Origin of the sequence: Nonomuraea sp. NPDC052634 (assembly GCF_040678535.1) — a bacterium.
Classification (GTDB): Bacteria; Actinomycetota; Actinomycetes; order Streptosporangiales; family Streptosporangiaceae; genus Nonomuraea; species Nonomuraea fastidiosa.
Genome location: NZ_JBFATY010000001.1, coordinates 1,942,294 through 1,955,756 on the forward strand (window position 1 = coordinate 1,942,294; position 13,463 = coordinate 1,955,756).

Genomic DNA, 13,463 nt, shown 5'->3' on the forward strand with positions numbered 1-13,463 from the left:
ATGTGGAGGTATGGGCGAGACCTGGACCATCGGCGAGCTGGCCGAGCACGCGGCCCGCGCCCTGCGCGACGGCGCGGCGGCACCTGTCAACGGCCGGGTCCGCGACGTGCCCAGCGAGCGGCTGATCAGGTGGTATACGACGATCGGGCTCGTTGATCCGCCGCTGACCCGGCGCGGCAGAGTCGCCCGTTACGGCCGCCGCCACCTCCTCCAGCTCGTGGCGATCAAGCGCATGCAGGCGGCCGGCCATTCGATCGCCGAGATCCAGACGGCGCTCGCGGGTGCTGAAGATCACACCCTGGAGGCGGTCTCCGGACTGCATCTGCCGCGCCCGGAGACCGTTCCCGAAGCCGTCCGCGACGGCGCCTGCCCCACCGGAGAGCCGGCCGTGAGCGCCCGGCCGCTCACGGGACGGACGCGGTTCTGGGCGGAGCGCCCGGGTAGCCGACCGGAGGGACCGGACGCCGCCGCCGGTCGCCGGCCGCCGGAGCCGGCGGACCCCACGGCCGCAAGGCCCGAGCCCGCGGGTTCTCCGGCCGCGCGGCACACGCCTGCGGCCGAGCACACGGCCCCTCGGGCCGACGTGAACGGGCGGGACACCGAACATGCGGGCTCCCGGGCCGCGCGGCGGGCACACGAGCGGGACGCCGAACATGCGGGCTCCCGGGCCGCGCGGCGGGCACCCGTGAACGGGCGGGAGGCCGGGGCCGTGGCGATGAGGGGGGTCAAGCTGGCCGACGGGGTGCGGCTGGTGCTCGACGAGGGCCGGGCGCTGACCGACGAGGACGTTCATGCGGTGCTGGCGGCGGCCGGGCCGCTGCTCGCGGTGCTCGAAGAGAGGGAGCTGACATGAAGATCACTTCGCTGGAGCCCGCGCGGTGCCTGCCGGTGCCGGACGCCGGGTTCGGCGCGCTGCGGACCGAGCGCGGCAACCTGCCGCTGGAGAGCGTGGACGTGGCCGCCGGCATCACGGGTCTCGTCGCCGGGGTCGAGGTCACGCAGGGCTTCACGAACCCGTACGACGTGACCCTGGAGGCCACGTACGTCTTCCCGCTGCCGGACAGGGCGGCGGTGACCGGCTTCCGTATGGAGGCCGACGACCGGGTCGTGGAGGGCGTGCTCAAGGAGCGCGGCCAGGCCAGGGCCGACTACGACCAGGCGCTGCGCGAGGGTAAGCGGGCCGCGATCGCCGAGGAGGACCGGCCCGACGTGTTCACGATCAGGGTCGGCAACATCCTGCCGGGCGAGCGCGTCTCGGTGCACCTGAGCATGAGCCAGCCGCTCCCGTACGAGGACGGCGCGGCCACGTTCAGGTTCCCGCTGGTGGTGGCGCCGCGCTACATCCCCGGCAGCCCGATCGACGGGCCTGCCGCCGGTGACGGCACGGCACCCGACACCGGCGCCGTGCCCGACGCCTCCAGGATCAGCCCGCCGGTGCTGCTGCCCGGCTTCCCCAACCCCGTACGGCTGTCGCTGGCCGCCACGGTGGACGCGGCCGGTCTCGAGCTGCGCGAGCTCGCCTCCAGCCTGCACGTGGTCGAGGAGGAGGGCGGCGCGGACGGCGGGCGCACGGTGCGGCTGCGGCCCGGCGAGCGGCTCGACCGCGACTTCGTGCTGCGGCTGTCGTTCGACGCGTCCACGGCGCTGCAGCTGGACGGGCGGGGCACGTTCGCGCTGACCGTGCTGCCGCCGCCGCTGCAGGCCGCCCGCGCGCCGCGCGACGTGGTGCTGCTGCTCGACCGCTCCGGCAGCATGGGCGGCTGGAAGATGGTGTGCGCCCGCAGGGCCGCCGCCCGCATCGTCGACACGCTGACCGCGCAGGACAGGTTCGCGGTGCTGACGTTCGACTCGGTGGTCGAGGAGGCGTTCGAGGGGCTGGCCGAGGCGTCCGACCGCAACCGCTACCGCGCGGTCGAGCACCTGGCCGGGGTGGACGCCAGGGGCGGCACCGAGATGCTCGAACCGCTGCGGCGGGCCATCGCGCTGCTCGACGGCCGCGCCGAGGGCCGCGAGCGGGTCGTCGTGCTCGTCACCGACGGCCAGGTCGGCAACGAGGACCAGATCCTGGAGCAGGCGGGCGGCGCGCTGTCGGCCATGCGCGTGCACACGGTGGGCATCGACCGCGCGGTGAACGCCGGGTTCCTCGGCCGCCTCGCGGGGCTCGGCGCGGGCCGGTGCGAGCTGGTCGAGTCGGAGGACCGGCTCGACGCGGCCATGGACCACATTCACCGCAGGATCGGCGCTCCCCTGGTCACCGACCTGGCGCTCAAGGACCTCGGCGTCGAGCCGGACACCGTCACCCACCTGGGGTCGATCTTCCCGGGGGTGCCGCTGCGCGCGTACGGGCGCTACCGCGAGGGCTCATCGGTGACCGTGCGGGGGCTCACCTCGCAGGGGCCGTGGGAGGAGCGCGTGGACGGCGTCACCGTGGACAACCCGGCCCTGCGTGCGGTGTGGGCCCGCGCCCATCTGCGGGAGCTGGAGGACCGGTACGCCATGGGCGAGCACGACCTGGAGGAGCGCATCGTGCGCACCTCGCTGGAGTACGGCGTGCTCTGCCGGTTCACCGCGTACGTGGCGGTGGACACCCGGCAGGTCGCCGGCGAGGGGCCGGAGCACCGCGTCATCCAGCCCGTCGAGCCGCCGAGCGGATGGGAGATGCCGCAGTCGCCGGGGATGGGCGCGTTCGGGGCGAACGTGATGCTGGCCGCCGCGCCCGCGAGCCCGTCCGGCATGCGTGTGCCGCAGCCGGGGCTGGGCATCCAGGCCGAGCAGGGCTTCTTCGCCGGAGGCCCGCCCGCCCCCGCATCCGGGCCTGGGAGTCCTGCTGGAGGCCGAACGGCTTACGGCCGCTCGGGTGTGGCGCGCGGCCGCACGGCAGGCGGGCGAGGCTCCGGTGGCGGCCCCGTCGCCGGCAGGTTCGGCCGGGGTGGCCGCGGCCGGGCGGCCGGCGGGCGGCTGGAGTCGGTACGTCCCCAGCTTCTCGCCGAGCTCGACCGGCTGACGGCCATGCCCGCACCCGACCTGCTCTACCTGGCCGACCTGGGCACCCGCTTGCAGGCGCTGGCGGCGTACCTCGGGGGGAACGAGGAGCTGGAGCGGCTGGCGGAGGAGCTGGCGGCGGCCGAGCGGCCGGGCACGGACGCCCAGGCCCTGCACGAGCGCGCCGTCCAGGTCCTCGCCGCGCTCACCGGCTCCTCCGCCACTCCCCCGGCGGGCGGCGCCGGTCCTGGCGGCGACCCGGCCTCCGGCGCCGGTCCTGGCGGCGACCCGGGCTCCGGCGGCGGGCCCGGCGGCCCTCGTCCCCGCGGCCCCTTCTGGAAGCGCGGCTGACGAGGCGGCCCGGGACTCGGGCGAGGAGCGACGGGCGGCTTCCGGAAGCGCACCGGATCAGGCCGCAGCTCCGCTCGGCCATCGGCCACGCGCACGCCGGGAGGCGCGCCGGGCACGCGCGGCGGCTCGTAGGCTGAACGGGTGACGACTCTTGTCCTGGACGGAGGGCTGGCCACCCAGCTCGAAAGCCTCGGCGCCGACCTGCGCGACGAGCTGTGGTCGGCGCGGCTGCTGGTGGAGGAGCCGGAGCTGATCCGGCGGGCGCACGCGTGCTATTTCGCCGCGGGCGCGGACGTGGCGACCACGGCCAGCTACCAGGCGACGCTGCCGGGCTTCGCGCGGCGCGGGCTCGACGCCGCCCAGGCGGAGCGGCTGCTGCGGCTGTCGGTCGAGCTGGCGGCGCAGGCCCGCGACGAGCACGGGCGCGGCCTGGTGGCGGCCTCGGTGGGACCGTACGGCGCCTATCTGGCCAACGGCGCCGAGTACACCGGCGACTACGACCTCGACGAGGACGGCCTGTACGCCTGGCACCGCCCCCGCTGGGAGATCCTCGCCGGCGCCGGGGCGGATCTGCTGGCCTGCGAGACGATCCCGTCCTACCCCGAGGCGCGGGCGCTCGCCCGGCTGCTGGCCGCCACGCAGGGGGTGAAGGCGTGGGTGAGCTTCTCGTGCCGCGACGGCGAGCGGCTGAGCGACGGCACGCCGATCGCCGAGGCGGCCGCCCTGTTCGGCGGCAACCCGCAGGTGGTGGCCGTGGGCGTCAACTGCACGGCCCCGCGCCACATCCCGAGCCTCATCGGCTGCCTGTCGGGCGGGCTGCCCGTGGTGGTCTACCCGAACTCGGGCGAGACGTGGGACGCCGGCGACCACCGATGGACGGGCCTGGCCGACCCGGTGGAGTTCGGCCAGGCGGCCAAGGAGTGGCAGCAGGCGGGCGCGTCGCTGATCGGCGGCTGCTGCCGTACGACGCCCGAGCACATCAGGCAGATCCGCGCGCACCTGTCCTGAGCCACCAGCCGGTCAGCAGTCCGCCCGCCAGCACGACGGCGGCGACCACGCGAAAGCCCGCGCCCATCCCGTACGCGGTCATGACCGTGCTCATGACGGCCACCCCGACGGCGCTGCCCAGCTCGCGGGTGGCGCTGTTGAGCCCGGAGCCGAGCCCCGCGCGCTCCCGCGGCAGCGCCGCCATGATCTCGTGCGACAGCACGGGCACGGAGAGTCCCATGGCGGCGCCCATGACGATCAGCCCGGCGGCGTAGACGGGGTACGGCATGGCGGCGTCGGCGAACGACAGCAGCGCTAGGCCCGCAGCGTTCCCGGCGAGTCCGGCCGCGACGGCGGCGCGCGGGCGGAAGCGGCCCGCCATCCGGGTGAGGGTGATCATGGGGACGGCGACCGGCAAGATCGCCACGGCGGTCAGCAGCGGCGAGAAGCCCTTGACCTCCTGCAGGTAGCGGGCGTTGACGAAGAACAGCGCGAACAGCCCGAAGAAGGTCACCGCGATGCCGAGCGTGCCGGCCCGCAGCCGCGCGGAGGCGAACAGGCGCGGGTCGAGCAGTGGCGCGCGGGCGCGGAGCTGGTGGGCGACGAACACCGCGAAGAGCACGGCGGCCGCCCCGAACGCGCCGAGCGTCGGCCCGCTCGCCCACCCGGCGTCCGGGCCTTCGATGATGCCCGCGAGCAGGGCCACGGAGGCGGCGGTGAGCAGCGCCGTACCGGTGAGGCCGAGTGCGGCGGGGTGCCGGGGCGCGCGCGGCACCACGGCGGCCACCAGTGCCGCGAGCACGAGGGCCGGCAGCGCCGGCACGGCGAACAGCGCCCGTCACGGCAGGTACTCCATGATCAGCCCGCCGCCGAGGTTGCCGGCGACGCCCGCGACGCCGGTGGCGGCGGTCCAGGTGGCGACGGCCCGGCCGCGCAGGGCGGCGGGGTGCGCGCCGACGGTCAGGGCCAGCGAGGAGGGCATGATGAGGGCGGCTCCCGCGCCGCTCAGCGCGCGGGCGGCGATGAGCGTGCCGGTGCCCGGCGCGAGCGCGGCGGCCAGGCAGCCGGCCGCGAACACGCCGAGCCCGGTCAGCAGCACGCCCTTGCGCCCGTAGCGGTCGCCCGCCGCGCCCGCGGGGATGAGCAGGCAGGCGAAGACGATGACGTACGCGTCGACGATCCACGTGAGCTGGGCCGGCGACGGGCGCAGCTCGCTGGCGAGCAGCACGGGGATGGCCAGGTTGACGGCGGCCACCAGGGAGACCGCGACGATCACGGAGGCGGCCATGAGGGCGGTGATCCGCGTACGCGCGGGATGGCCCGTATCAGGGCCGGTCATGGAAGCGGTTGCAGGCATGCAGAACCCCCGGTCAGAGAAGGGTGAAGGTGGGCGGAGGCCTCCCGCGGGCTTCACCGTAGACTCGGACCGGACATGACCTCAAATGCATCTTCATCAGGTGATATATGCGTCAAACGCAACCTAGCCTCGACCTGCTGATCGCGCTGGACGCGCTGCTGGAGGAGGGCAGCGTCTCGGCCGCCGCACGACGGCTGCACCTGTCGGAGCCGGCGATGAGCCGCACGCTGGGTCGCATCCGCCGGGCGATGGGCGATCCCGTGCTGGTGCGGTCGGGTCGGCAGATGGTGCCGACGCCGCGGGCGCTGGCCGTGCACGGCGAGGTGCGGGCGCTGGTGGAGGCGGCGCGCCGGGTGCTGACGCCGCAGGAGGAGCCGGATCCGGCCACGCTGGAGCGGCGGTTCGTGATCATGGCGTCCGACGCGATGATCACGGCGCTCAGCGTGCCGCTGCTGACCGAGGTGCGGGCGGCGGCGCCGGGTGTGCGCTTTCACTTCATCCCCGAGGGGCACGAGGACGAGCCCGCGCTGCGCCGGGGCAGCGCCGACCTGGTGCTGGCGGCGATCGCCGACCCGGAGCCGGAGACGCGGGTGGAGCCGCTGCTCGTCGACCGGCCGGTCGGCGTCGTACGTCCCGGGCATCCGCTGCTCGACGGCCCGGTCACGCCCGAGCGGCTGGCGGCGGCCGAGCACGTGATCGCGAGCAGGCGCGGCCGTGGCGCGGGGCCGGTGGACGAGCTGCTGGCCGCCATGGGGCTGTCGCGGCGGGTGGCGGGCTCGGTGCCGACGTTCGGCGCGATGCTGCTGGCGGTGCGGGAGTCGGAGCTGGTGGGGCTGACGGCGGAGCGGCTCACCCGGCCGATGTACGAGGCGCTGGGGCTGGTGACGTTCCCGCTGCCGTTCGAGCTGCCGGAGATGACGCTGTCGCAGGCGTGGCACCCGCGCCACGACGCCGACCCCGGGCATGCGTGGCTGCGGGCCCAGGTGCGGAACGTCGTCGGCGCCGCGTTCCCCGAGACGTCGGGGAACGCGGCGCCGGATGATCGCAAGGCGTGAAGGCCGCGCTTACGCGACCGCGGGGCGCTGCGGCGGCTGCGCGATGGCGGATGCGCTGCGGCGGCCGCCCGGTCGCGTAAGCGGCGGCTAGGCGATGGCGGGAGCGCTGCGGCGGCGCAGCAGGACGTTGTCGAGCGCGAACGCTCCCCCGCCGGTGAAACCGACCGCCAGGCTCGCCGCGGCCAGCGCCAGCACGAACTCGTATCCCCCCTCGCCGGCCAGCCCGTTGGCGCCGTGCACGAAGACGATGGCGCCCACCATGTCGAGAGCCAGCAGTATCCCCGCGATGGGCAGCGCGGCGCCGAGGATCAGCGCCAGCCCGCCGAGCACCTCCAGCGCGGCCACCGCGGGCGCGGCGACGCCGGCCAGCGGGATGCCCACCGACTCGAAGAACTCGGTCGTGCCCGCGATGCCCATGGTCGCGAACTTCTGGTAGCCGTGCACCAGGAAGATCACCCCGACGGCGACCCTGGCGACAAGCAGAACGACGGGACGCGCCTGATCCACCATGCGTGCTCCTCGTGTGATGTTCAGATTTGAACGATCACTCTAGCAGTGATAGTTCAAATTCGAACGACAGTACACTGAATCGGTGACGGACCCCCGATGGCTGGACTCGACGGAGATGGCCGCATGGCGCGCCTTCCTCTCCACCTTCCACCTGCTTGAGCGCCGCATCGAAGAGCAGCTCAAGTCCGCTGCAGGGCTCACCCACCCGCAGTACGAGATCCTGGTGCGGCTCTCGGAGGCCCCCGGGCGCAGGATGCGCATGACCGAGCTGGCCAGAGTGGTGGTGGCGTCGAAGAGCGCGCTGACGTACCAGGTGACCCAGCTCGAGAAGGCGGGGCTGGTGGCGCGCGAGACGTGCCCGTCGGACGACCGGGGCGTGCTCGCCGTGCTCACCGACGAGGGCATGCGGTGCCTGGAGCGGGTGGCGCCCGGCCATCTCGAGGTCGTACGGGCGTACCTCATCGACCGGCTCAGCCGCGAGGAGCTGCAGGCGATGACGGACGCCATGCGCAAGGCGGAGCAGGCGTTACGCTCCTCCGCCTGATCATCCCGGCCGCCCCCTCGCGGGCGCGCTCGCGGAACGCTCGTGAAACCCGACCCGCCGGGAGGCGGGAGACCGGGATCAGCTCTTGCCGGCCGCCGCCGCGCGGGCCGCGCGCTCCATCTCCACGCGGGCGCTGGCGGCGTACTTGTCGACGTACTCCTGGCCCGACAGCTCCATGAGCGCGTACATGATCTCGTCGGTCACCGCGCGCAGCACCAGCCGGTCGTCCTCCATGCCGTAGTAGCGGGAGAAGTCGAGCGGCTTGCCGAACCGCACGCCAGGACGGATGCCGAGCTTGGGGAACAGGCGCCCCGGCGGCATCATCTCGTGCGTGTTGATCATCGCCCACGGGATGACCGGCGCACGCGACTCCAGGGCGAGCCTGGCCACGCCGGTCTTGCCCTTGTAGAGGCGGCCGTCGGGCGAGCGGGTGCCCTCGGGGTAGATGCCGAGGATCTGACCCTCGCGCAGGATGCGCAGGCCGGTGCGCAGCGCCGCCTCACTGGCCTTGCCGCCCGAGCGGTCGATGGGCACGGTGCCGACACCGCTGAAGAACATCCGGGTGAAGAAGCCCTTGATGCCCGTGCCGGTGAAGTAGTCGGCCTTGCCGAGCGAGATGACCTTACGGCGGATCTGCAGCGGGCCGAAGAAGTGGTCGGCGAAGGACAGGTGGTTTCCGGCGAGGATGGCGGGCCCGTGCTTGGGCACGTTTTCCGCGCCCTCGGTCCAGGGCCGGAACACGAGGTGGAGGAACGGCCCCAGAATGGCCTTGACCACCCAGTAGAACACCTGGCACCTCTTCCTGCTCACGTCGTCGAGATCGGCAGAGTCATCTTCCCACCTCGTGGGCCATGCTCCTACCGCACCTCTCGCACAATTACCCCAGAACGTGCGACGATCGGGCCGTTCCGGAAGAAATCGCCGGAATGAAACAGCACGGAGGAGCTGTTATGCCGCTCATGCCAGGCGCGGAACCCTACCACCATGATGCAGGCCCGGTGGGCGTGCTGTTGTGCCATGGGTTCACCGGAACGCCGCAGTCGCTGCGGCCGTGGGGTGAGTACCTCGCCGGGCACGGGATCAGCGTGTCGCTGCCCCGCCAGCCCGGTCACGGCACCACGTGGCAGGAGATGAACCGCACTCGCTGGGAGGACTGGTACGCCGAGGTGGAGAAGGCGTTCGCCGATCTCCAGGGTCGCTGCACGGAGGTGTTCGTGGCGGGGCTGTCGCTGGGCGGCTGCCTGGCGCTGCGGCTCGCCGAGGTGCACGGCCCGGCGATCAGGGGCGTGATGGTGGTCAACCCCTCGATCGCGCTCGACGTGCCGCTGCTGAGGCTGGCTCCGCTGCTCAAGTGGTTCGTCCCGTCGGTGCCCGGCGTCGCGAACGACGTCAAGAAGCCCGGCGTGACGGAGCTGGCCTACACCCGCACCCCGGTCAAGGCCGCGGCCTCGCTGCCGAGCCTGTGGTCGCTGGTGCAGGCCGACCTGGCGAAGGTGACGCAGCCGCTGCTGGTCTTCCACAGCACGGAGGACCATGTGGTGAAGCCGACGAGTGTCGCGATCATCCGCGCGAAGGTCCCGCAGGCCACGATCGAGGAGCTTACCGATAGCTACCATGTTGCGACGCTGGACAACGATGCCGACAGGATCTTTGCCGGTAGCCTCGACTTCATCCGGACACATGCCTCGGTACCCTTGCAGAGGGACTGATCGCACCCAGGGGGAAGTCGCGATCGCTGCGGAGAGGCCCATCTAGGTGACGCCCCAGAGTGACGAGGACGAGGTCTGGCGGCAGATCGTCGCGTCCTTCAACGACACAGCCGAGCGTGACTCGGCCGACCAGCCATGGCCGGACAGCGAAAACCTCCCCGCCGAGCCGACCCGCCGGGTGGTCAAGCCGTCCGAGACCGAGCACGGCGTCAACGGCGCCACGCTTCCCGACGGCATCGACGGCGGTCTCGACGCCGCCGACGACGCGGCCGACCGTGACGAGGAGGACGAGGGCCACTACGTGCCCCCGCCGCCGCCTCCGCTGCCCAAGCTCGACCTGCCGACCAAGCTGGCGTGGGTGGCGCTGTTCGGCGGGCCCGCCTACCTCCTGGTGGCGGCCATGGCGAGCTGGCACATGGAGGGGTGGGCGCTGTTCACGGCGGTGGCGGCGTTCATCGGCGGCTTCGTGGCGCTGGTGGTGCGCATGGGCGACGGGCCGCCCAACGACTCGGGCTGGGACGACGGCGCCCGCCTCTGAAGCCGGCCCGGGCCGGGACGACGGCGCCGCTTCCAGGCGGCGCCGACCCACTGGGGTGCCGGCGTTTCGCGGGCGCGGGTCAGGACTTCTGCGTGCTCGTCTTGGGCACGAACGACTCCACCACGTCGGTGTACTGGTCGTCCGGGTCGACCGCGTGGCCGACCGCCCAGACCGTGCCCTTGTCCGCGACGTAGGTGACGGCCTGCAGGCGCACGCTGTCCCTGTCCTTCTGCGCGGCGCCCCTGATGATCGTGCAGGAGCCCTTCTCGCAGCGCAGCATGAACGGCACGTTGGCGTGCTCGGGGTCGTAGCCGGTCATCCAGTAGCGGCCCTTGCCGTCGCCGGTGACGCCGTAGAGCCGGGCCTCGGACGAGCCGGGCAGCCGCAGGCGGCTCCAGCGCTTGCCGTTCCAGATGAGGGCGAGCGGCGAGATGTCGCCGGGGCCGCGGTAGATGCCGCCCACGGCCACCGCCCGCTTGGGGCTGTCGACCTGGATGTCGCGCAGGTAGCCGCCGGGGATGGAGGGCAGCGTCATGGACTTCCACGAGCCGCCCGTGTAGTGGACGATCAGCGGCCTGGTGCCGGTGTCGCCGACCGCGAAGCCGCTGGAGACCGCGTAGAGCGCGCCCTTCTCCTTGGTCTGCTGCACGGTCCAGGTGCTGCCCTGGCCGGTGATGATGAGCCCGTTCTTCTCGCGGCTGCCGACCGCGACGACCCGCCCCGGCTTGGCGTCGATGCCGCCCAGCCAGTCGCCGGCGCGCAGCCCCGGCGGCCTGACCCTGTCGAACCCGTTGGTGTCGCCGTGGGCGAGGTACGGCAGCCCGTCGTGCCCGTCGCCGACCGCCCACACGTCGGATGCCGACGCGGCGGCCAGGCTGCGCAGGTTGCCCGCGGCCGTGGCGTCGCGGATGCCGATCTCGGACCACCTGCTGCCGTTCCAGTGGCGGATGGTGCCGCGGTTCTTCCAGACGTCCCAGATCTCCTGCTGGCCGACCGCCCACACGTCGTCGGGCGTGATCGCGAGCACGTCGGACAGCGAGCCGTCGGCCTGGAGGCGCACGCTGGTCGACTGCTGCCACGCTTCGGCGGCGGGCCGGGGATCGGCATGCGCGGCGGGCGTGACCTGCGTCAAGGCCACGGACGTCGCCAAGATCAGAGAGAGCGCACGCCGCTGAGAGCGACGGGTCATGTAGGAAATGCTACGGGCTTGCGCGCCGGTCTTGCCCGTTAGTGCCCAACTCTCAACTCCGCCACGACCGGGACATGGTCACTGGCCCGCACCGCGTCGGGGCCGGTCGCGGGCACGGCGCACGAGACGACCGGAGTGTCGCGCGCGGCGAACACCGCGTCGATCCGCAGGTGCGGGCCCCGCGCGGGGAAGGTGGGCCCGCCGCCCGCAGGGGCCTCGGCGTGGCAGTCGGCCAGCCGGGCGGCCAGGTGCCGCCAGGCAGGCTGGTGGTCCTGCTCGTTGAGGTCGCCGCCGAGCACGATGGAGGCGCCGTGGCGGGCGGCGACGTCCTCCATGAGCGCGGTGATCTCGGCGACGTGGCACGTCCTCGCCGTCTGGTCGAGGTCGAGGTGGAACGAGCCCACGGCCAGCCGCGCCCCGCCGCCGTCGCCCCGCACGGGCTCCACGACGGCCACGGCCAGCGCGCGCCGTTCCAGCCCGCGGAAGGCGCGCAGCGCGTGGTGCTCGGCGTGCAGCACGCGCACGCGCGGCCCGGTGAGCACGGCGACGCCGCCCACCCTGCCGTGGGTGGCGACGGTGAGCCCGGCCGAGGCCGCGAGCGCGGCCCTCCTGGCCCGCCAGCGGCCGAACCTCAGCGCCTCCTGCACGCACAGCACGTCGGCGCGCAGCGCGGCGATGACTCTGGTCAGCGCGGCCACGTCGTCGCGCAGCCCGTGCAGGTTGTACGTCGCGACCCGGATCGGGACCGTCACGGGACGGCCGGGGACCTCAGCGCCGCCTGGCCAGGTCGGCCGCGCCCACCACGCCCGCCGACGCGCCCAGCTCGGCGAGCCGGATCTCGGCGAGCGGCCGGTGTCCGCGCCCGGTGAGCCGCTCGGCGAACGCCTCCCTGGCCCGGTCCATGAACAGGTCGGCGGCCCTGGACACGCCGCCGCCGACGATGAAGCAGCCGGGGTCGAGGATGGCGGCGAGGTCGGCCATGCCCTGCCCGAGCCAGTCGGCCAGGCTGCGGAACGCCTCCAGCGAGACCTCGTCGCCGTGCCTGGCGGCCTCGGTGACCTCCTCGCCCTCGATCTTGCCCCCGGCCAGGCCGAGCAGCGTGGCGGCCCGCTCGGGGTGCTCCTCGGCCAGCTTCTTGGCCTCCTTGACCAGGGCGTTGCCGCTGGCGTACTGCTCCCAGCAGCCGATGTTGCCGCAGCCGCACTCGCGCCCGCCCGGCTGCACCTGCATGTGGCCCAGCTCGGCGCCCATGCCCCAGCGGCCCCGGTAGAGCTTGCCGTCGAAGACGAGGCCGCCGCCGATGCCGGTGCCGAGCGTGATGCAGACCACGTGGGACTGGCCCCTGCCCGCGCCGAACCTGGTCTCGCCCCAGGCCATCGCGTTGGCGTCGTTCTCGACCACGACCGGCAGGCCGACCAGCCCGCTGATCTTCTTCTGCAGCGGCTCCTCGCGCCAGGCCAGGTTGGGCGCGAAGCGGATGACGGACCGGCTCTCGTCGACGAATCCGGCCGCGCCGACTCCCACCGCCTCGATGTCGCGGCCCTCGGACAGCTCGCGAACGACGTCGGCCACCGTCTCCGCCACCTTGTCGGGGCGGTCGGCGGCGGTGGGCCTGAGCGTGTGTTCGACGATCTCGCCGTTGTCGTCGACCACACCGGCGGCCACCTTCGTCCCGCCGATGTCGACACCGATCGTGAGCATTGCCGCGTGTCTCCCTATCCCAGATCTATATGTTGAACGTTGTCGCGATGACCGCGATCGTCGCGAGGCTCATCGCGCCGGTCACGTGGCCCGCGAGGGGCCGGCCTGCTCAGCGCGTCGAGCGCGCCGCGGAAGGCGGCGAACAGCTCACCGCCCGCGGCCACCAGGTGGCCGGCCACGTCGTTGCCCGACTCGCGCTGCGCCGCGATCGCCCGGCACACCGGGCAGGCCCGGCAGATGTACTCGTCGTGGGGCTCGGAGACGGCCTCCTCCCACACGTCGCGCTCCCTGCGGGACCGGCCGCCGACCGCGCCGCTCAGCGTGCCGGCGAAAGAGTCGAAGACGCTCTTGCCGACCTGGCGGGTGGCCCGCTCCTGAAGCGACTCGAACAGCTTGCGCGCCTCGTCGGCAACCGTACCGATGGGGTCCCGCTCTGCGCCGCCCCGGGTGTCCCTGCCGGTGTCACCGGCGGAGTCGCGGCCGGTGTCCCGATAAGGGTCTCTGCCGTTCCTGTCGCTGCTCTCGGTCATCCTGGTCCTC

15 protein-coding genes are annotated in these 13,463 nt (G+C 73.6%); 7 read left to right on the forward strand and 8 right to left on the reverse strand.

What is annotated here, in order from left to right:
- Positions 1 to 10: 10 nt before the first annotated feature.
- The 3 genes from AB0K67_RS08725 to mmuM all read left to right on the forward strand — a co-directional run bounded on the left by AB0K67_RS08725 (position 11) and on the right by mmuM (position 4,341).
- On the forward strand, positions 11 to 853 hold the full coding sequence (locus AB0K67_RS08725; protein ID WP_364055116.1) for a MerR family transcriptional regulator: 843 nt from the start codon (positions 11 to 13) through the stop codon (positions 851 to 853).
- On the forward strand, positions 850 to 3,333 hold the full coding sequence (locus tag AB0K67_RS08730; RefSeq protein ID WP_364055119.1) for a VIT domain-containing protein: 2,484 nt from the start codon (positions 850 to 852) through the stop codon (positions 3,331 to 3,333). Before AB0K67_RS08725 ends, AB0K67_RS08730 begins: the two co-directional genes overlap by 4 nt.
- A 141-nt stretch (positions 3,334 to 3,474) precedes the next feature.
- Complete coding sequence (gene mmuM / locus AB0K67_RS08735) at positions 3,475 to 4,341, forward strand: homocysteine S-methyltransferase (protein ID WP_364055122.1); 867 nt, start codon at positions 3,475 to 3,477, stop codon at positions 4,339 to 4,341.
- Here mmuM and AB0K67_RS08740 read toward each other — a convergent pair.
- Both AB0K67_RS08740 and AB0K67_RS08745 read right to left on the reverse strand, forming a co-directional pair.
- A complete protein-coding gene (locus AB0K67_RS08740) occupies positions 4,313 to 5,143 on the reverse strand; it encodes an MFS transporter (RefSeq protein WP_364055125.1) in 831 nt (276 codons plus the stop codon). The two genes, mmuM and AB0K67_RS08740, sit on opposite strands and share 29 nt — an antisense overlap.
- Positions 5,144 to 5,158: 15 nt before the next feature.
- Positions 5,159 to 5,659 carry an MFS transporter gene (locus AB0K67_RS08745; RefSeq protein WP_364055128.1) on the reverse strand — a complete coding sequence of 167 codons (501 nt, stop codon included), beginning with the start codon at positions 5,657 to 5,659 and terminating at the stop codon, positions 5,159 to 5,161.
- 125 nt (positions 5,660 to 5,784) lie between these two features.
- Between AB0K67_RS08745 and AB0K67_RS08750 the strand changes: the two genes are divergently transcribed.
- Positions 5,785 to 6,732 carry a LysR family transcriptional regulator gene (locus AB0K67_RS08750; RefSeq protein ID WP_364055131.1) on the forward strand — a complete coding sequence of 316 codons (948 nt, stop codon included), beginning with the start codon at positions 5,785 to 5,787 and terminating at the stop codon, positions 6,730 to 6,732.
- Between the two features lie 87 nt (positions 6,733 to 6,819).
- Here the strand turns inward: AB0K67_RS08750 and AB0K67_RS08755 are convergent, their stop codons facing one another.
- On the reverse strand, positions 6,820 to 7,242 hold the full coding sequence (locus AB0K67_RS08755; protein WP_364055134.1) for a DoxX family protein: 423 nt from the start codon (positions 7,240 to 7,242) through the stop codon (positions 6,820 to 6,822).
- Between the two features lie 82 nt (positions 7,243 to 7,324).
- On the opposite strand from AB0K67_RS08755, the gene AB0K67_RS08760 reads away from it, so the two are divergent.
- Positions 7,325 to 7,786 carry a MarR family transcriptional regulator gene (locus AB0K67_RS08760; protein ID WP_364055137.1) on the forward strand — a complete coding sequence of 154 codons (462 nt, stop codon included), beginning with the start codon at positions 7,325 to 7,327 and terminating at the stop codon, positions 7,784 to 7,786.
- A 78-nt stretch (positions 7,787 to 7,864) separates the two neighbouring features.
- Here the strand turns inward: AB0K67_RS08760 and AB0K67_RS08765 are convergent, their stop codons facing one another.
- Positions 7,865 to 8,575 (reverse strand): lysophospholipid acyltransferase family protein, encoded by a 711-nt coding sequence (locus tag AB0K67_RS08765; RefSeq protein WP_364057521.1) that lies wholly within the window; start codon positions 8,573 to 8,575, stop codon positions 7,865 to 7,867.
- A gap of 161 nt (positions 8,576 to 8,736) precedes the next feature.
- Between AB0K67_RS08765 and AB0K67_RS08770 the strand changes: the two genes are divergently transcribed.
- Together AB0K67_RS08770 and AB0K67_RS08775 are read left to right on the forward strand one after the other, a co-directional pair.
- Complete coding sequence (locus tag AB0K67_RS08770) at positions 8,737 to 9,495, forward strand: alpha/beta fold hydrolase (RefSeq protein ID WP_364055140.1); 759 nt, start codon at positions 8,737 to 8,739, stop codon at positions 9,493 to 9,495.
- Between the two features lie 46 nt (positions 9,496 to 9,541).
- Positions 9,542 to 10,033, forward strand: coding sequence for a hypothetical protein (locus AB0K67_RS08775; RefSeq protein ID WP_364055143.1), 492 nt, complete (start codon positions 9,542 to 9,544; stop codon positions 10,031 to 10,033).
- 79 nt (positions 10,034 to 10,112) lie between these two features.
- Here AB0K67_RS08775 and AB0K67_RS08780 read toward each other — a convergent pair whose 3' ends face one another.
- Genes AB0K67_RS08780 through AB0K67_RS08795 form a run of 4 tightly spaced genes read right to left on the reverse strand, consistent with a single transcriptional unit; the run spans position 10,113 to position 13,453 of the window.
- Entirely contained in the window at positions 10,113 to 11,222 is a 1,110-nt protein-coding gene (locus AB0K67_RS08780; protein WP_364055146.1) for a hypothetical protein, read from the reverse strand.
- Positions 11,223 to 11,260: 38 nt separating this feature from the next.
- Positions 11,261 to 11,974: an endonuclease/exonuclease/phosphatase family protein gene (locus AB0K67_RS08785; RefSeq protein ID WP_364055149.1), complete on the reverse strand. Its 714-nt coding sequence runs from the start codon at positions 11,972 to 11,974 to the stop codon at positions 11,261 to 11,263.
- Between the two features lie 16 nt (positions 11,975 to 11,990).
- A complete protein-coding gene (locus AB0K67_RS08790; protein WP_364055152.1) occupies positions 11,991 to 12,923 on the reverse strand; it encodes an ROK family glucokinase in 933 nt (310 codons plus the stop codon).
- 14 nt (positions 12,924 to 12,937) lie between these two features.
- The gene (locus AB0K67_RS08795) at positions 12,938 to 13,453 is read right to left on the reverse strand and encodes a hypothetical protein (protein ID WP_364055155.1); all 516 of its coding nucleotides are present in this window, start codon (positions 13,451 to 13,453) and stop codon (positions 12,938 to 12,940) included.
- Positions 13,454 to 13,463 lie beyond the last annotated feature (10 nt).